Origin of the sequence: Exiguobacterium qingdaonense (assembly GCF_018617855.1) — a bacterium.
Classification (GTDB): Bacteria; Bacillota; Bacilli; order Exiguobacteriales; family Exiguobacteriaceae; genus Exiguobacterium; species Exiguobacterium qingdaonense.
The window spans coordinates 60,757-79,047 of record NZ_JACSKY010000007.1; the positions used below are offsets into that span (position 1 = coordinate 60,757).

The 18,291-nt window shown below is 41.6% G+C and carries 20 protein-coding genes and 1 pseudogene; 7 read left to right on the forward strand and 14 right to left on the reverse strand.

The features are described 5' to 3' along the window. Position 1: 1 nt before the first annotated feature. Positions 2-460, reverse strand: a complete 459-nt coding sequence (locus KNP00_RS09355; protein WP_215144506.1) for a hypothetical protein — start codon at positions 458-460, stop codon at positions 2-4. A 159-nt stretch (positions 461-619) separates the two neighbouring features. On the opposite strand from KNP00_RS09355, the gene KNP00_RS09360 reads away from it, so the two are divergent. Both KNP00_RS09360 and KNP00_RS09365 read left to right on the forward strand, forming a co-directional pair. Continuing rightward, the gene (locus KNP00_RS09360) at positions 620-1,825 is read left to right on the forward strand and encodes an MFS transporter (RefSeq protein ID WP_215144507.1); all 1,206 of its coding nucleotides are present in this window, start codon (positions 620-622) and stop codon (positions 1,823-1,825) included. 19 nt (positions 1,826-1,844) lie between these two features. Next, positions 1,845-2,276, forward strand: coding sequence for a MarR family winged helix-turn-helix transcriptional regulator (locus tag KNP00_RS09365; RefSeq protein WP_215144509.1), 432 nt, complete (start codon positions 1,845-1,847; stop codon positions 2,274-2,276). Positions 2,277-2,314: 38 nt separating this feature from the next. On the opposite strand, the pseudogene KNP00_RS09370 reads toward KNP00_RS09365, so the two are convergent. Then, a pseudogene (locus KNP00_RS09370) lies at positions 2,315-3,367 on the reverse strand (flavin monoamine oxidase family protein); the annotation flags it as partial. Positions 3,368-3,428: 61 nt separating this feature from the next. Here KNP00_RS09370 and KNP00_RS09375 point away from each other — a divergent pair. Further along, positions 3,429-3,713 carry a hypothetical protein gene (locus tag KNP00_RS09375; protein WP_215144514.1) on the forward strand — a complete coding sequence of 95 codons (285 nt, stop codon included), beginning with the start codon at positions 3,429-3,431 and terminating at the stop codon, positions 3,711-3,713. Here KNP00_RS09375 and KNP00_RS09380 read toward each other — a convergent pair. Both KNP00_RS09380 and KNP00_RS09385 read right to left on the reverse strand, forming a co-directional pair. Beyond that, positions 3,710-4,453 (reverse strand): nucleotidyltransferase domain-containing protein, encoded by a 744-nt coding sequence (locus KNP00_RS09380; protein ID WP_215144516.1) that lies wholly within the window; start codon positions 4,451-4,453, stop codon positions 3,710-3,712. The two genes, KNP00_RS09375 and KNP00_RS09380, sit on opposite strands and share 4 nt — an antisense overlap. Continuing rightward, positions 4,450-4,986, reverse strand: coding sequence for a DUF3841 domain-containing protein (locus tag KNP00_RS09385; protein WP_215144518.1), 537 nt, complete (start codon positions 4,984-4,986; stop codon positions 4,450-4,452). Before KNP00_RS09385 ends, KNP00_RS09380 begins: the two co-directional genes overlap by 4 nt. 129 nt (positions 4,987-5,115) lie before the next feature. Here KNP00_RS09385 and KNP00_RS09390 point away from each other — a divergent pair, with 129 nt between their 5' ends. Then, complete coding sequence (locus KNP00_RS09390) at positions 5,116-5,340, forward strand: hypothetical protein (protein ID WP_215144520.1); 225 nt, start codon at positions 5,116-5,118, stop codon at positions 5,338-5,340. A 25-nt stretch (positions 5,341-5,365) separates the two neighbouring features. On the opposite strand, the gene KNP00_RS09395 is transcribed toward KNP00_RS09390, so the two are convergent. From KNP00_RS09395 to KNP00_RS09420, 6 genes are all read right to left on the reverse strand, one after another. Continuing rightward, positions 5,366-6,001, reverse strand: a complete 636-nt coding sequence (locus KNP00_RS09395; RefSeq protein WP_215144522.1) for a DUF3841 domain-containing protein — start codon at positions 5,999-6,001, stop codon at positions 5,366-5,368. Positions 6,002-6,265: 264 nt separating this feature from the next. Continuing rightward, positions 6,266-6,733 (reverse strand): hypothetical protein, encoded by a 468-nt coding sequence (locus KNP00_RS09400; protein ID WP_215144524.1) that lies wholly within the window; start codon positions 6,731-6,733, stop codon positions 6,266-6,268. Between the two features lie 13 nt (positions 6,734-6,746). Continuing rightward, on the reverse strand, positions 6,747-6,944 hold the full coding sequence (locus tag KNP00_RS09405; RefSeq protein WP_215144526.1) for a hypothetical protein: 198 nt from the start codon (positions 6,942-6,944) through the stop codon (positions 6,747-6,749). Next, positions 6,941-7,261 carry a nucleotide pyrophosphohydrolase gene (locus tag KNP00_RS09410; RefSeq protein WP_215144528.1) on the reverse strand — a complete coding sequence of 107 codons (321 nt, stop codon included), beginning with the start codon at positions 7,259-7,261 and terminating at the stop codon, positions 6,941-6,943. The genes KNP00_RS09405 and KNP00_RS09410 overlap by 4 nt, the downstream gene beginning before the upstream one ends. A 2-nt stretch (positions 7,262-7,263) precedes the next feature. Beyond that, complete coding sequence (locus KNP00_RS09415) at positions 7,264-7,551, reverse strand: DNA/RNA helicase domain-containing protein (protein ID WP_215144641.1); 288 nt, start codon at positions 7,549-7,551, stop codon at positions 7,264-7,266. Positions 7,552-7,608: 57 nt separating this feature from the next. Then, positions 7,609-8,148: a PadR family transcriptional regulator gene (locus KNP00_RS09420; RefSeq protein ID WP_215144531.1), complete on the reverse strand. Its 540-nt coding sequence runs from the start codon at positions 8,146-8,148 to the stop codon at positions 7,609-7,611. Between the two features lie 121 nt (positions 8,149-8,269). Here KNP00_RS09420 and KNP00_RS09425 point away from each other — a divergent pair, with 121 nt between their 5' ends. From KNP00_RS09425 to KNP00_RS09435, 3 genes are all read left to right on the forward strand, one after another. After that, a complete protein-coding gene (locus KNP00_RS09425; protein WP_215144532.1) occupies positions 8,270-9,439 on the forward strand; it encodes an MFS transporter in 1,170 nt (389 codons plus the stop codon). 23 nt (positions 9,440-9,462) lie between these two features. After that, positions 9,463-9,798, forward strand: a complete 336-nt coding sequence (locus KNP00_RS14360) for a DUF1516 family protein (protein ID WP_215144534.1) — start codon at positions 9,463-9,465, stop codon at positions 9,796-9,798. Between the two features lie 162 nt (positions 9,799-9,960). After that, entirely contained in the window at positions 9,961-11,511 is a 1,551-nt protein-coding gene (locus KNP00_RS09435; protein WP_215144536.1) for an ABC1 kinase family protein, read from the forward strand. Between the two features lie 196 nt (positions 11,512-11,707). Here the strand turns inward: KNP00_RS09435 and KNP00_RS09440 are convergent, their stop codons facing one another. The 4 genes from KNP00_RS09440 to KNP00_RS09455 all read right to left on the reverse strand — a co-directional run bounded on the left by KNP00_RS09440 (position 11,708) and on the right by KNP00_RS09455 (position 18,288). Next, positions 11,708-13,813 carry a Piwi domain-containing protein gene (locus KNP00_RS09440; protein ID WP_215144538.1) on the reverse strand — a complete coding sequence of 702 codons (2,106 nt, stop codon included), beginning with the start codon at positions 13,811-13,813 and terminating at the stop codon, positions 11,708-11,710. A gap of 149 nt (positions 13,814-13,962) precedes the next feature. Then, positions 13,963-14,862, reverse strand: a complete 900-nt coding sequence (locus KNP00_RS09445; protein WP_215144540.1) for a DUF5655 domain-containing protein — start codon at positions 14,860-14,862, stop codon at positions 13,963-13,965. A gap of 13 nt (positions 14,863-14,875) precedes the next feature. Then, positions 14,876-17,035 carry an ATP-binding domain-containing protein gene (locus KNP00_RS09450; RefSeq protein WP_215144542.1) on the reverse strand — a complete coding sequence of 720 codons (2,160 nt, stop codon included), beginning with the start codon at positions 17,033-17,035 and terminating at the stop codon, positions 14,876-14,878. Positions 17,036-17,076: 41 nt separating this feature from the next. After that, complete coding sequence (locus tag KNP00_RS09455; protein WP_215144544.1) at positions 17,077-18,288, reverse strand: hypothetical protein; 1,212 nt, start codon at positions 18,286-18,288, stop codon at positions 17,077-17,079. Between the last annotated feature and the right edge of the window lie 3 nt (positions 18,289-18,291).

Below are 18,291 nucleotides of genomic sequence, written 5' to 3' on the forward strand. Positions count from 1 at the left end.
CTCAATCTTTTACAAAGTCGAGTTTGATTTCACGACGCATCGGCTGCTCCGCGTCATACTGTGGAATTTGTCGGTCGAGCGTCTTCTGCACGAAATGCAGACAGATGACCCCGCTTAAGAAAACGATGACGAGCGACCAGACCGGCCAGTTATTCAGGACGAGTAGCGGGAAGAGAATCGCTAATAAGACGAATAGTCCCATTTCCGATACATATTGCCAGTCGATGATGCGCTTGGCTTGTTCCACGGTCGTCAATTTCTTGACGAAGCGACGCTCTTTTCCAATCGCGAACAACATGCCCATCAACGTGACCACTAATGGAATCGTATATTTTGAAGCACCTTCAGACTGAAGTGCAAGAAAGACAAACATCCCAGTCAGACCTGCCAGTCCCATTCTCAAAAAGAGCCAACGCTGTTGATAACGATAAATCGTATTGATTCGTTCTTGTTTGTTCATCTATTTCACCTCTCCATTCACTATACGGGATAAACATAGAAAAGTTCCGTTTTTTTACATTTTCATACCAAAGTCATGTTTCTTGACGATTCTATCTTCCTAATATATAGTTTAGTTAACTTAACTATATAGCGAATAAGGAAAGTATGAGGTTCTCGTATGGAGTTATTGAACAATTCTCGTTTTTTATTTACTTGGTTATCTGGGATGACACTCACGCTCGGATTTTCGATTTTCTTTTTGAGCGTCTCTTGGTTGACGATTGATGTATTGGAACAACCTGCCCTACTTGGGATTATTTTAACTGCCGTTTCGTTACCGCGTGTCATCATGATGGTTTTTGGCGGTGTGTTTGCTGACCGATTTCAAAAGAGTCGACTATTATTCTTAACGAATCTTGGACAAGGCGTGTTAATGACCCTTGTTGTCGGTCTTCATTTCGCAGACGCCTATTCCGCCACGGTGATTGTAGCCATCTCCATCTTATTCGGAATTTTAGATGGCATGTCTTACCCTGCACTTTCGTCACTCATGCCATCAATCGTACCCGCTCAACAGTTGCAACGTGCGAACTCCCTTTTCCAAGGGTCACTCGAGTTGATGTTCGTCATCGGGCCATTCCTCGCGGGACTTCTGTTGACGTGGGGAAGCTTCGGACTGAGCTTCGGGATGGCGGCTACACTTATTTTCATCTCTGCTCTGTTGATCATGCCGCGATTGATTCAAGACCGCATTCCAAACGTCGCCGCGCTTTCAACGAAAGACGTGCTCGTCGATTTGAAAGAGGGCGTTCGTTACGTCATGCGCACACCCGTGTTACGAAGCGGTACGTTCTCCATCGCCATCGTCAACCTGTTCGTCATGGGGCCCCTTATCATGAGCATCCCGATTCTCGTTGGTGCGGTGGACGGCACGGCATTCGATTTGAGTATTATTGAAGGGGGACTCGCCGTCGGGACATTTGTCGCGAGCTTCCTAATTTTATTTTTGAAGTCGGTCCATCGTGGGCGCTTCGTCTTCCGAGCACTGTTCCTGACACTCGGTGCATTCTTTCTGTACACGCAAGTTCAATCGATTCCGCTCCTCGCGGTCACGGCCTCGATGAGCGGATTCATGATCATGCTCGTCTATTTGCCGACGGTCACCATCATGCAGGAGCAGAGCGACCCTGACAAAATCGGTCGCGTCATGAGCATCATGTCGCTCGCCGCCTCGGGCCTTGAGCCGATTGCGTTCGCCATCTTATCTGCGCTCGTCGCCCTGTCCGTTCCGATTCAGACGCTCTTACTGGCGTTTGTTATAATCGGCTTAGTGTGTGGTGTCCTCTTATATGTTCGGAGCGAGACGTTCCGACAGACACCGTAAAGAAAGGATGAATGACACGTTGAATGAAACACGAAAGCAACAAGTCCTCACGATGTATCGCCAAATCGATGAGCTCGACTTGCTGTTCACGAAATATTTCACGGAACTGAACGAATTCGAGTTGAGTTATCAACAAGAACAGATGCTACTTCTCTTCAAGCGCCAAGAGACGTGGACGACGACAGAGATCGCGGCGAGAATGTCCATCTCCAAAAGTGCCGTCAGTCAGGTGCTCAAAGTGCTCGAGCAACGCGACTTCGTCGTTCGGGAAAAGAATCCCGAGAACCTTCGGGAAAGCTTTATCCAACTCGGGCAGAACGGTCTGGCGTATTCGAAACAAATCGATGCGATTGAAGAACGCCTCGCCGAAGAGATGTTCTCCGTCCTCGAGGATGATGAGATGAAGATGATCAATCGCTCGCTCGCGTTGATGATTCAGAAATTCAGATAAAAAGACAAATCGTCATTCGTAGACGATTTGTCTTTTTATTACAACAGGTTTTGAACAACTCGCTCCACCGACCGCAACGCCCCTTCGATATGTCCCCCGAACTGCGCATCCGTCTCTGAACCAATCAGATGGAGACGATCCCCGAGTTCGATTGGACCGTAAGCCGGGAATGCCGTGAGCGGCATGAGGTCGTCAGATGTCGCGGTCTCTGATTCTGTCGACCAATCCACATAGTGAAATCGCAAGAAGTCATTTGCTTTCGGACCGTATAGCTTCTCTAGTTGTTCGATGACACGCGTCTTCACTTGCCCCTCCCCTAGCGCTTCTCGTTCTCCCGGTGACAGACGGAAGAATCCGAACAGCGCACCTTGACCATTCATCGGCGAGGCATCATGAATCTCTTGGAGTGGACCGACCCAGCTCATCCCAAAGCCAGACAGACCCCCTTCTCGCCAAAACGGTGTCTCGTATACAATCAGCGCCTTCGCTTGGGACGCCATCCACGTCGGTGTCGTCTTGAGCGCATTTCGTGTTTGCGCTGACAGCGCAGGTTCAATGGTTAAATCGGCAACGAGACGTGGTGGAAGTGCAAGAATCACGTCATCCGTGTGATGTACCGCCCCATTTTGAAACTTCAATTGAACTCGGTCTGACTGTCGGTCGATGGACGTGAGACGATGTCCGAGATGTACGATGTCATCGGACAAATTCGCGTATAATGCTTCCACCAAACTCGTCATCCCACCGACTACACGTTTCGATCGGACAATGCTTTCCTCTGGTAGCACATGTCGTTCCGGCGCGGTCGTCGTCTGACGTTCAAGCACCATCTGTCCTGTCGTATGTTGAAGGAAGGACTTGAGTCCAAGTGTATCCACGAGTTCAGAGATGGTCTTCTCCGTATCTGGCCAATACCATGTCGGGCCGAGGTCATAGCCTTCCTTCGTCAAGATGCGTCCACCGACTCGGTCACGTGCCTCAAAGATTGTGACGTCATATCCTTTTTGGTGAAGCTCGCTCGCGGCATAGAGCCCGCTGACACCAGCTCCGATGATGGCGATTGATTTCATTGTAAATTCTCCTTTGTCGTCCGTCTCTCCTCGATTATACTGAGTTAGATGATTGTATCTGTTCTAGAAAGGACGACATCAATTGAAAAATATGTTCTATTATCTCTTCTTCCCTTATATCGTATTGATGCGCATTCTGTACCGATTTATTCGGACAGAGAATGGGATGACTTGGGCGATGTGTCTTGTCTCATACCCCCTCTGGTCTCTATTTTTATTCAACCTCATTCAATGGTCGACTGCAATCGAGTTTGTCATTATCATGTACGTATCAAGCGCTCTATATGTACCTCATTTCTTCTTTGACACAGATGTGAAACGAAGACGATTGAACGGTTACATCCCGATTGAGGAAAGACATCGTTAAGTCCAGTCTATTTCATTCAAATAGTCCAGAAGCTGTTGATTCGTAATGTCATCTTGTCTCAACAGTGTCTTCCCTTCTTCTACTCGCGGATCTTCCGGGAAATAGAGTTTTAGAATCGCCAAGCATTCTTCTACGGTCGTCGCAAAACTTTCGTCCTTCACATTGATCGTCAAATACCAACCTCGGATGACGCGCTTCACGATGGAGCGCTTCTCCAGATGAGACATCTGTCCATGAAGCAATTTGGACTTAACTGTTTCAATCGAGGAAACCAAATCTTGGTTTAACGCCTTACTCACACGAGCGTCCGGCTTCATGTGCGGGAATCGAGTCGAGACATCTTCCCCGTCCACACACGTACAGAGATGTCGTAACCAAAAGCCCCATTCAAAACGGTTCGCTGGATCCAGTGCCACATCCAGAAGCCCGATATCGTAGTCGATTTTGATGACTTCTGGATGCTCCGTTAGCAATTGCTCCGTCTGCTCCACCAATTCTGTAGCATCGATGTCCTCATGCACGAGCACCGTCAAATCGAGATCGGATTGCCCAGCAACAGCCGTCCCGCGACCGATACTTCCATAAAGGTATATACTATGTAGCTGTTCACCAAACGTTTCTTTCACCAGTTCGATTGCTTTGAAAAGGACGGTTTCAAACTCAGGCTGTATATGACGGATGGATGGTTGGTTGACGACGTAACCAGCCTCGTCCGTTCCAAGTCGGGTCGGCTTGTTCATGACACACCTTGTTCAATGAACGCTTGGACATCAAGCACTTGGTGAAGATGAATCTGGTCGACGATATAGTAATATTTCGTATTCGTTTCAGGATACTCCTCAACGATCGCTTCACACCATTCACGGTCGAACATCCTCTCCCACGATGTACGCAGTTCTTCCTCGCTCTCTGCCTCACGGTCTTCAAAAGAGAGGAACCATCGATTTAACGCGAACACCCAATACCCTGCTTCCAGTTCTAAAACAGCTTCATCGGGTAGGTCGATGGTCAATACGACACCCGGTTCCCCTACCTCTAGAAAACCACCACGTGCGACGTTTGGTGGGGTATCACTAAGCCAAACGGGATCATTCCCATTCAGTAATCGTTTCGTGCGTTGCTCATATTGGTCAGCCAGCCAATCGTAGGCAGATCGATGATTGGCTTCTTCCTCATCTTTACACATGCTGTAGTTCCGATCACCAAATAAAAAGCCATTTCGCTTAGCGGCCTCCCACGAAGCTGCATGTTGATATGTATAATAGATTGCCATTCCATCGACTCCTTTCAACTCTCTCTATTCAGTGTACCGAGAATAAAGGGTACAATGCCAGTGCCACTCTTTCGCTTTGGATGGATTTGGAAGTATAATGAGATGTATACGTAAAAGGAGGAAGCGCTCGTGAATATCATCATTAGTTCATTATTTGCAAGCCTTGCATTTTTCTTACCGATTATCGCTATCGTGTTCGGAATTGTATGGCTTGTCAAAGTAGTCAATCGATTTGAAAAGCGCGCAGAAGAGAAACTTGAATTGGAACGTCAAAACAATGAACAATTTCTGGTATTGATTGACCGTCTTGATCGAATCGAACAACAATTAGATCCAAATACAAAACGCAGCTGACTCACGTTAGCTTCGTTTCGCCTGTTCACACTTTCCATTCAAACGACTTTGAGCGAATGAGGCCGAACTTATATCCGATACGCCATCCCATCCCTCTTACTCGGTCCAATAAACTGTCTCCCCGACCGACGAATGGCATGACAGCACGAACTTGGGTCAAGTCAATTCGGTGAACGACGTGTTGATACACCAATTCAACATTTGGTTGGTCCGCGACGGACGCTTCGCACCATGCTTTGTCAAAGATACGTTCCCATGATTGTCGCACGTACAGTTCATCCGGTTCTTCTTCTCGATCATACTCTTCTAACGTCTCATATAACGGAAAGTCGTTTAAAACATGATGCCAATACGTAAACTCAGAAGCCAACACCTCTTCGTCTGGTAGTTCAACGGTCAACACCACACCTTGTGTCCCTTTGCCAATATGTCCATCTCGTCCCAAGTCGGGGAACTCATCCCAACACCAAATCGGATAGTTCCCGTTCAATGAGATTCCGATTCGTTTCTCATACTGTTCAACCATCCAATCGTAGGGTGCTTTAAAATCTTCAACCCCTTCTTCCATGAATAATGCGTGTTCGCCGCTTGCTTCAAGATATCCTTTCTTCAAAGCTTGTTGCCAAGCCCCTTCTCGTTGATGTGTGTAGTAAATGCCCAAAAGTTATCAGTCCTTTCATCGTTCCTCTCCTATCAGTTTATAAAATTCACACAGAACAACCACGATAAAAAAATAACTAGGTTATATTATGTGATGGGTCAGAGCGATATAGACGAAGAAGAGTCAATCAAGAACGAAGGATGATCGTAGTTCATAGGTTAAAAACTGGAGCTAATCGCTATATCATTCAACAAAAAGAAGTACAGCCTTTCTTTATGAAGGCCGTACTTCTTGGGTGTCATATTCAAAAAATATTAGACTGCTTCAATCAAAATGACCAACTTTCCCCCGACTGTATAATCGATGCGTCACATGATACGCATCAACTTGCTTCAATCTACGGTCAAGATTCGAGGATGCAACGATGCCAATTAAAACGAGACTACAAGCCAGCAACACCCCGGGTACATACGCTTCCCTGAATAAGATCATCATATTCAAAAGTGTAAACGTTCCAATCATTACAAGACCTAAAGTACACTCATACCAGACGAGTCGTCGACATCGCACGCTTTCGTTAAATGTCAAAAGAACATTCGTCCGAAACACAAGCTTGATACACGCCGTGACAGGAAATAAGATGATGAACCAAGTCATTTCGGCTAATCGCTGATAACCATTCCAGTAAAACAAAGCACCACTGAAGACAATCAAGAGTCCTACTTGAATCGCAAGACGGGTTGAGCGTTTTGCAGATGCATACATGAGTTCGAAACGTTCATTAAGTTCCACTGATGCATTCACCTCACGACATGACTTTTCGTTTCATTCGTCTCCAATGCACAAACGCATTCGCAAACCAAATAACGGCCAACAACGGAAACATAATCAGCATCCAATTCGACATTTCCAGATTGAACAATGGAATTGCAAGCAAGAGAGCCAAACTCAATATGCCTGCTCCGAGATACATGACGAATAGCAATCGATGATTCGATTTCATCGTGAATCGCTCCCATTCAAACTCGGATACTTTACCGCATTCTTTTCAAGCTTATCTTCAATCGCTTTCGAAACATCAATGCCGGCTGCATGTGCGAACGTCAACGCATAAATCAACACATCAGCAAGCTCCTCTTCCATCTCCGTCTTTTTCGTCTCAAGCGCTTCTTCACTCGACACCCATTGGAATACCTCAAGGAGTTCACTCGCCTCAAGTGATAACGATAACGCCAAGTCTTTCGGGTTATGGTAGGACGCCCAGTCGCGTTCATCTCGGAATTTAATGACCTCGTCCATCAATCGTTTTACTTCGTTCATGTTTATACCCTCTCTCCTTGAAGATGCAGCAGTTTTCTTCGAAGCGATTCATCAGACGCATATAGATATAATCCTTTGACGCCGCGCTTCATCAATATGTTAATCGAGTTCAAGACGATTTGTTCTTTCGCCAAATCGACATTTTCGATCCCTTCGACTTCAGCATATGCTCCCGTATCTTTATATAAATTCGGGTCAATCACGAGGCACTCCTGCTCCTCGTCATAAGATACAGATGGACTTAAAACGACACCAACATAGTTCAAGTCAAATCCTTGAATTGAATAAATAGAAACGAGGACTGCTTCTTCGACCTATAACATTTTGCTAGCCGACTTCTTTATAAACTAGTTACCTCTTGATCTTTTGCGAATCTCCTTCCTTACTTTCTCACACCATTTAATATACATTTCAGCATACATCACTCCATACTCTGCAGTTACAAAGTCACCAATACCAAACTCTTCATCTTGTTCATTATCATGCTGCCATTTTCGAGTGGCTTCAAGAACCCTTTGTTCTCTTTCAATAATTGCATCAAGAAGATGTATGATTTCTTTTTCAGAAAGTAAATGAAAGGCACTTGCCCGAAGTAAAAATTCATCTTTGATTTTTGCTGGTTTAATCTTGTCACTCAAGAGCCAATTCAACAGGTATTCTTCACCTTTCGTCGTAATCGTGTAAAGTTTTTTATTCGGACTCCCTTCTTGATAAATATAAGTAGAACTAATCCATTCCTCGTGCTCCATCTTATTTAGTTCTGTATAAATTTGAGAATGGGTAGAACTCCAAAAGTAAATCATTCTTTCCTTAAAAGTCGTATAAAGTTCATATCCTGTTTGAGGTTTTTTTGAGATTAATCCTAACAATGCATATTTCAAACTCATTTTTTTCTCATCCTTTCTTAAGTCAAAAAAAATTCTAGCTCAATCCCATTGAAAATCTTAATTAATTCAGTTACATTAGACATATGTCAAAAATGACATATATATTTTTGATGGAGGTTTTATGAAAAAAAATATACTTTTGTTAATGTTCATTCAGTTATTTATTTATTTAGGATTTGGAATGATCATCCCTATCATGCCTGAGATCATCAATCAATTAAATGTTAACATCATACATCTTGGTAGTTTGTTAGCTGTTCATTCATTGATTTCTTTCGTAACAGCACCAATGTGGGGAGTAATGTCTGATCAATACGGACGAAAACGCTTGATTGTCATCGGTTTACTCGGTTATGCATTTTCTTTCACTTTATTCGGACTAACAATCACTAATTTGACTGGATTATATGCAGCAAGAATAATGAGTGGTTTTTTCTCAAGTGCATTGTACACTGCGACAATTTCTTATGTTGCAGATCATACCACCTATGAAAATCGAACAAAATACATGGGATTCCTCGGCATTAGTATAGGTCTAGGTTTTATACTTGGACCTTCTATAGGTGGATTATTAAGTGTTTTTGGTTTGGCAGTGCCTTTCTTTTCTTCTGCAATCATTCTTGTATGTCTAACTTTGTTAACCTGGGTGAGATTGTCGGAATCGCACGAGTGTGTTCAAGACAGTATGAAAGAAAGATTTTCTATCCGAAAACAATGGATTTGGATTAGACATGTAAAAATCATACCACTCCTCCTTTTCACTTTTATAGCTACTTTGCTAATGGCAGGGTTAGAATCCATTTTTCAACTGTATGAAATTGATAAGGTTGGAATTTCACCGTTTCAAATGGGTCTATTATTCATGTTCAGTGGGGTAATAGATGCGCTGGTTCAAGGTATGATTGTTCCATCAATCAAGCCAGGTGATGAATCTCGATGGGTCATAATTGGACAATTAGCATCAGGGCTTGCATTATTGCTTATTCCATTCGCATCTTCTTTATGGACAGTTGGCATATGTCTCGCATTATTCACTGGTGGAAATGCTTTAGTGCGAACCTGTGTTATTTCATTGATTACTTTGCATGCCGGAAAACGGCAAGGTATAGCATCTGGAATCAGTTATTCACTAGATAGTATCGGTCGAATTATTGGTCCTTTATTGTTCACATGGACGCTAACAATTCATGCGATTGCAACATTCGTTATTTTAAGTTTCATTTCGTTTATAAGTATTTACCTGATTATTTACTACAAAAAAACTAATACCCAATTTATTACAACAACCTAAATTATTATGAAGGAGCTTTTACTATGTTTCAAACTCTATATTCTATTCATGCAAGTGTTTGGCTTTTATTAATCATAAGTTTTTTTGCAACATATTTATTTACGAATCGAAAGATAATTAAAGTGATTTTTAGAACTTTCGCTTTACTCATGCTTAGCACAGGAATATCTATGCTTTATCTTATGAGTTTCCCTTTGACTTTCTCAGTAAAAGGAGTGCTTGCAGTAATATTAGTTGCTTCAATGGAAATACTGATTGCAAGAAAAGTGAGACATCAGAATACAATCTTCATTTGGTTCATTTTTGGTTTCACACTAGTGCTAATTTTGCTCCTAGGATTTAATGTGATTTCTCTATAGGTTATTTCACCTTTGTTTAAGGACAATAGAATGACATTCTCTTTATTAATTTCTAAATTATTTGGCACTATATAAACCTCTTGTTGTTTACTTTTCATTAGCGAAGATTGAATCAAAAGTGAGGGGAAAGTTATTTTTAAAGATATTAAAGAAATATTAATAGTGCTAGTTCTTATAAGGAGAATTAGTACTAAAAAAGAAAAAGCTGATGATGGAAGAAAATTAAAGGAGTCCCTTCAGTCTCTTGGAGGCGCGTTCATTAAACTGGGACAATTCATGAGTTTAAGAAAAGATTTTTTCTCTACCAATGTCAGAAAAGAATTAGAGTTATTACAAGACAACGGTAAAGAAGAAGATATGGAAATTATGCTTACTGTTTTGGAGAATGAATGGGGACAACCTGTACATGAAGTGTTAAAAGATATTGATTCTACGCCAATCGGGACTGCCTCGATTGGTCAAGTTTATCGGGGCGTACTACATTCAAATGAAATAGTAGCAATCAAAATTAAAAAACCGAAGATTGATCGTGAAATCGTTCGTGATATTAAACGTTTGAAAGTTATGACAGCATGGGTGGAGCGTTTAACTAAACCATCCTCTTCTTTCTCATTCACGAAGATTCTTGAAGACTTCTCAGAATCGTTGTTAAAGGAACTAGATTTTAGACAAGAGGCTTATTACGCTGATATGTTTGCGGCACAAAATCAATCAACAACTATACAAGTACCTAGGGTTTACCATAACTTTTCCACTACTCATGTATTGGTAATGGAGTACATGCGGGGCGAAAAAATTGTTGACTTCCCTCATCTATCATCAGATATAAAACAGCAACTAGCAATAGAATTTGCTAAAGACTTATTTCACCAAATTTTCATTAATGGTTTTTTTCATGGCGATCCTCATCCAGGAAATATTTTAGTTCATAAAGGCAACCTAGTCTATTTGGATTTTGGTAATATGGGCCATCTGTACGCTCCTACTAGATTGTGGATGAACAAAATTCTTTTCAGTTTAATGAATGAAGATTTTGAACGCTTATCAGATGTTGTAAGTGAAGAAATATTATTGGAACCTGCTGAAAAAAGAAGATTAACTCTTGATTTAGCTATATTTTCCGAAAAATACGTGAAATCTCAGGTTCAAAAAATAAATCTCGGATCTGTTTTTCTAGATTTGATGACTTTACTTAAACAATACTCCATATATGTTCCGCCAGAGATGATTCAAATAGGGAATGTACTTGCTAAAGCTGAAGGAACGATTGCACTGCTACACCCTAAACTGACTTTAAAAGATATGATTCAATCCCTAGGTAAACAAATGGCTAAAGAGAAATATGGATTTACTTCTCTTTCAAAAAAACAATCTGTGAACCAAGATGAAATGTATCAGATGCTGACTGAGTTACCTGTCCATCTTCATCGTATAGTCAAAAACTTATCTATGGGTTCAACTCCAGTGACAGTTCGAGTACAAGCCGAAAAATCACTATTAAAAAAAATCGACCGAATGATGAATCTATTTACGTTCGGTCTGATCCTACTAAGTTTCAGTATTATTTCGACAGGGATAATTTTAAGCTTAAAGCTGACTGATAGTAATTTATTATCAGGCGATCACGCAGTCTTACTCGGTTTATCTTCAAGTCTAATAGTGACTTTTGTATTCATCGGAATGATGATATCGTATGTAGGGAAAAATAGGTGATAAATAATCATTAATATTCCTCTTGAAGTCATTCATTAAAAAAATATACACAATTTTTAAGTAAACAACATGAACTTTGAGCCCTACATTTAGTAGGGCTCAATCGATTCATTCGTCATTTTAATCAACTACTTTTTGAGAAGAAATAAATAGGTCTCGATAGTCGAGTTGATTGCTACCGCATCATAAAAATAAATCATACAAATGGCAATGCCTCTTCATGTTCTGTATTTGCATTGAGTAAGCCGCGATTATGGAACGTCGAACTTAAATCTGCATAATGCGTCGTGATTGGCAGTCTTGTTTTCAATAGCGAGTGGACGTGCATGTACGATAAGCGATAGACGTCCGTCAAAATAGCTTCAAACGGCAATGTGCTCGTCTGTTGAACCACTTTGAGAGGCTTAGCCATTCCGACACGCACATGGGGATCCGTCGAGAGGAGATAACCCATGCGCTCTTTTGTATAACTGAGTCCCTGTGAAGTTTTCCAACCATCTTCATAAATCGCCATCCGTCGATTGATATTCTTCAAAATTTCCACGTAGTCGAATTGAATTTCACGCGGAGATAGAATTGAATCAATAAGAGTCAAATCTTCACGCCCAAATCCATCTCGATGGAACGTGATATGCTTAGGGGCATGTCCGTACTGTTCTTCAAACGCATGAAGTGTATCATAGACAATTTCCCGCATCGTCTCAGAACTGATTTTCTCCCCCGCTTCACTTGTCGAGAGTGCTTTCTGCTTGATCATCGCCCCGTCTTTCCCAATGATTTGAATGATGCCTGCTGCGTGTTTACCATTCTCATGGCTTACGTCTAATCCGACAAAACAATCCGAATGGAGCGGTTCACCAAGAATCCAAGGCTGGAGACCTGCCTTCACGTATATACCCAGTAAAATGTTGTATAGCGTATCCTCAGAGTTCAATACACGGTCATGTAACTCGACGCATTGCGTCACGACATCCTGTTTCCCACCAAATTGTCGTTTGATAGCTTGATACGAATGCTGGAGCGATGCTTCCTCGGCGATGACAACAACGACACCTTCAAAGTGTTGAGGGACACTCTTCAGTTGATATAGAACATCCTCTGCCTGCAACAAATCAGAAGGTAGTTTCTGGCTCAATCCTTTTGGTTTATGCGAGACATTGAGGGTTACCCCAAAGCGTTCAGACGTAGTTTGTAGTTTATTGATAAACTCTAGGACTTGCCGCTTTTGATGATCTCGTAATTTCGGGTCGACAAAGAAACTGACGGTTGCCTCTCCTGTTTCAAACACGCCACCTTGCTTCAAGCCAGTTTTTGCATAACTCGTGGTCCTCCCTTTACCGAATCGGAGACGTGGCGAAGGCAACGTTTGAATTGAATAACCAAGACGAGCTGCTCGTACATCTTGTCGCTCAAACTGAAGCATTGGGAGACGACCAATTAACGCAAGCGCTTCCGGCATAAGTTTAGACATGCGTGCGTCAGGTGACAATTTGATGATGCGACTGACTGCACCGAGATGTCTAGCTGGAATCGTCTCAAAGGAACAACTCTGTTTCAGTTGCTCAGGTAAGTAGATAAGGATCTGATTGTTTCGATCTTTAACATGAACGACGAGCGCATCTGGCGTGATTATACGTTTCGGCTCTTTCTTTGCGAAATAATCAATAATGGAACACTTCATAATCGGGCTCACTTCATTCGCTCGGTATGGTGCGACCTCTACAAATTCGTACTCATACGATTTTGGGTGAGTCGAATCGATGACGTGCATTCCTGCATATACGGATTTCGGATCACGCTTAATCTGATGCAATAAGTTTTCACGGTATTCAAATTGATGAGTCAAATCGAATCCGAATACAATTTCAGCCGTCTCAGATACATTCACATTGAGATCTAATGCCGGATAAATGAGCAGCCCACTTGTAGACTTTGGATGCGCCTGTTTCGAGCGGAACTTTCCCCGGTTCATCATGTAACTCGGATGAGCCAATCGCTCCAACTGCTTTTTCAACAGACGTTCAAGTAATGTTCGCTCGACATTCCGTGATGGACTGATCGGACGCGCCTCATATTGAAGAAACGTCTCGTCTCCCCATTGTTTGATTTCCTCAAATGAAGCAATGTACTGATCGAAAAACACCATTGGTTGAAAATTGTTCAATTTATTCAAGTGAAAAATCAACTTCCCACCCTGCGTATTTCGTGATGATGGATCTTTGAGCGGTATGGTATAGAGATGGAGTGTCACTTCCGTTGCTTTCGTTAACGCTCGCCATTCTGTTAAATAATATTGGTTCATCTTTACCTCATCCTTCCCCGTTGTTCAATTCTTGCATCCACTATAACGGATTTCCTAATATTAGGTAGATAAAAAAACGGATAGGGTTCAAATGAGAAGTTTACTTATGAGACAAAAAGAACCCCATCAATCCGATGGAGTTCCCATAATCAGTTCGCTTCATAGCTTTTCTCGATGTAAGGCTTCGCTTTTTCAAAATCTTCGTAAGAATATAAGACAATCTCTAAATCTCCAGTTCCATAGTGACCAATCCCTCGCATATCTCTCGTAAAGCCAGGTTCGAGTGCTACGGTATCTGGGTCTACTTTCACATACATCAAAATCTTTTGGGTGCTTGGGTGAAACTCCACACATGCGAAGTTTTTAATTCGCTTATATGCAATATAGTGCTTCGTCACATTTTCCTGCACGTCATCACCTAGTGCTATAAGATACGAAACGAGCCCATCAAATAAGTCTCTTGATTCTTCCGTTGCTTGTTTCAAGTAGTCACTGACCGTCTTACTTGTCACAGAGAACTCCGTTGAAGTCGTGATAGGCTTTGCTGTCGTTGCGTTGACGAGGTCAAGTAGCAGCAAATCATTCTCATAATATTTGTATTGATACAATTCGATATTGCGATTGATTTGTTTAACAGCGTGCTCATCATATTTCGTGAAGCCACCGGCGATACAGACGAGACGTGGATTACTCCAATCAATTGTGTCGGACACGCCTTTCCCATACTGCTTCAAAATTGACAACTCGAACTCCGCTTGGTGGTCGAGTAACCAGTCCAAATAGAACAATCCTTGATTAATCACATTTTCGTTTGTCGACCGCTTGTATTCAATAATAACAGGCGAGTTATTTTCATCTAAACCCAGGGTATCAATCCGACCACCGTGTGTACGACCCGTGCTGTACTCAGAGGCAACAAAACGAATACCGAGCAACTGCTCTAAATTTTTTTCAAACAATTGTTGGAGCGATTTCTCAATGGTCATCGACTGGCCATATAATTCTTTCGTACCTTGTTCGCTTATTTGAAATAGTTTAAGGTCCCCCATTTTCACTCTCCTTTCACACTTCCAACAGCTGATCAGCTAACAAAAGTGAGTATTCATTTGTAGTATGAAGAACTACTTCATGTAACGCCCTCGTTAGAGAAACATATAACTGTCGAGCTTCCTGAGGGGTATCAAAGTAGTTCATTTCATCCACGTCCATCATCAATACTGCATCGAATTCCATTCCCCGCAAGTAATCGATTGTCGAGATGACAATCTCGTCACTGACTTTTGTAGTTTCCGATTGAATGAGTTGCGTCGGCAACTGTAACTTTGAATGCAAGAAAGACGCACGCTCCATCGTTGGTGTGATGATACAAATTGAATATTCTTCTTTACCCCATCGAGATAGCAACTCTTTTAATTCACGACTCTTTTTTGATCTTAATAGTTCAATCGGCTTCCCGTCCCTTTCAAATGGATCGATCCAACTCGTATCATGTCCAGTATCAGCCAATACCCCTTTAGCTAAATCAACAATAGGTTTCGCTGTACGGAACGTTTTTGTTAAGTACTCGATCTTCCAATTTGATTGTCCGTGCTCTTTAATCGGTTCCCAAGAAATCATTTCGAGCGAACGATAGCTTTGGAGTGTGTCACCAAATATCGTCATCCCGTGACACAGCTTCTCGAGTACGAAAATATCTAGCGGTCGAAGCGTCTGTCCCTCATCGACAAACAGATGACTCCATTTATCTGGATACCCATTTGTTTCATAGTGCAGATACATCCAAAAGAAACGATCAAGTTGTGTTGGTCGCTTTAATTTATGCCACATCTCTAACAATTCTTCTGACTGGGTTTTCTTGAGATAAACAAGACGACCTGGTTGCTTCATAATCGACCAAACCGTCGCAGCCTCTAGCTTGGTCGTCTTCTTCCAAAAATCGATTAATTGAAGATGCTCTCGCTTTTCACGTGCCAATTGACGCTTCATATTTTCTTGCATAATCTGATCAAGCGTACGAGTTTTCGTCGAATCTAAATCTCCGCTCCATCTCTGCATATCCGTAATTAACTCATTCTTATACTTCTCTTTATTCAAGATAGCTGTTCGTTCAGACTCACTGCGCAGCATCTGTAAAATTTGCTCTGTTTGAGCAGAACCTGGCCGTTCTTGTCCAAACCAAATGGCTAACGCACGCTCATGTAAATCTTCTAGCGTCTTAATCGGCTCATACCGTCGAAGCAACACAGCAACGTCGTCATACCACTCCCCAATTGCCGCATCAGCCCACTCGAATAAGTCGTGTCCTTGATATAACGGAAGAAGTTCCTGAACGATACTTGCGGAGAAGTCTTTAGACGATACAGTATTTAACCATTCATCAAAGGCCATTATAGAAACCGATTGAATTTGTAAATGCTCCGCATCCTTCAACAGTTGATGAATCGTCGCTTCGTTCGGAGCTAAATAAAGCATCTTTCGGCGTTCATCTTGATACTGCAAATAAGACATACGATGTAGCGCCGTTAACGATTTCCCAGTCCCCGCCGCCCCTTGGACAATCATATATGTATTCACGGGTGCCTGGATAATATGGTTTTGTTCGGCTTGCCGTGTTGCAATGAATCCATCAATAGAACGATCTTTTTGCTTCTTCGTCAACTCTTTCTCCATAAAACTCTCTTTTGGGACGTCAGGCACCGTCGACGGCTTTTTGAATGTCGATTTGATTTGCTCGGTAAATCGTTTTGTCAGTGAGCTCGGTTGCCGTTTTGGAGCACGACGATGATTTGCCTGAACGACACGTCGCTGTCTTCGATCAAGCTCAAGCTGTGTCATCCCGATGATGTCACCACCTGGCGTCTCAATCGCCTCCCCGTTAAACATAGACGCACGCATCGCCATCTCACTCCGCCAATCTAAGACGAGCGGGATCTCAGGTGAACGAGGGTGCGCCACGCCGAACTTCCCGACCGGATAAATCTCTTCTTCACCTTCGTCCTCAATTACGAATGTGAACGAATACAGTTCTTTCAGGGCATCCTCATACTTTTGGCGTTCCTGTGCGCTTTCCGATTGACGTGAATGTCCTCGCATGTCAATCATTTCATAGTCGCTTGATTCAAGACCCGGTTTTTCTTTAGTATCTTTTCCCGTTAAATGAGATTCAATGATTGTGCAAAAATCATTCAATCTTTTTTGTTCTTGCTCTATAACAGCCGTCACTTTCATGAACCTCCTCGCTCCCCACTCTGTTTTTTCTTTCGTTATGTGATTTCTATACGTGGCCATTTAATATTCTGTTCTTTAAAATTTCTCTTTAAATATTGCAAATCACTCGTATAAACAAGATGAGCATTTTTATGATGCTTATGTAGATTTGAAATACCGAACAATAAATCGACAGTTCTTTGCAGACCCAATTCAGGAATGCACTTTTTAACTAAAATTTCTCTTCGTTTTTTCATAGAAATTGATGTTACTTTAATGTAACCACATGCAGCTAAATCACTTTTTTCCTTTAGTTGAAACTGTTTCTCGTTATAACGAAACATTTGTTGAACAATTTGGTTCATACGATTATATTCTGATTGTGATAAATCTAGATAACTTAATATTTTTTCTAATGCATATGGATTGAATCGTTTTTCATCCCAATCTTTTAATAATAATCCGAATGGTGTAATGGCTCGATATGGGAGGTTGAGTCCATTCATTCTCCCAAAAAAACTGATTGCATCTTGCTCTTCCATGATTCGACTACTTTGTTTAAACTCTCTTTCGAACTCATCTATCGAAAGATACTCATAGTAAAATCGAATAATACGCAAATACACAATTGGGAGCTGTTCTTTCTGCGGGTGGGGTAACCCTCTTAAAACGTGTAGATTTTGACGTATCCACTCCTTGAATGATTCATTCCCAGAACTGTGAAACACTTGTAGTAACTTCATTAATCGATTCATTCGCTGCTTCGTTTTATTTAGTGCTTTACGATTACGGATTAACTCATTCAAATTTTTCTCGATTATTTGAAACTGTTTTGTTTTAAGAAAAGTACTTTCCATTTGTTCAATTCTCATATCAATCCCATGTACGTGTTCTTTTTTCCCTATATCAATCTCATATGCTTTCTTCTCTGTGTTTTCTACATTCACAAATAACACTTTATAGTTAGTACCTCTCTTAGATTCATAAACTCCCATCCTCATCTTTTTCTTTAATTCATATGGATTAAATCGAACCTCCATTTCAATTACTCGATCTAACTTAGTAATTAAAACTTGAATCATATCAGATCGATGTAACGTAATTCTTTCAAGAGCTGCTATTTGGAACAACTCTTCATTAATAATTCGATTAGATGTTAAGTTTTGAAAAAATACACTTACCGTCCCAATCCCTATATCGACTTCAATTTTATTTTCGACATAATGAACAGGTATTTTCCGTATAATCGATTCCTTATACTTTGCCATCAC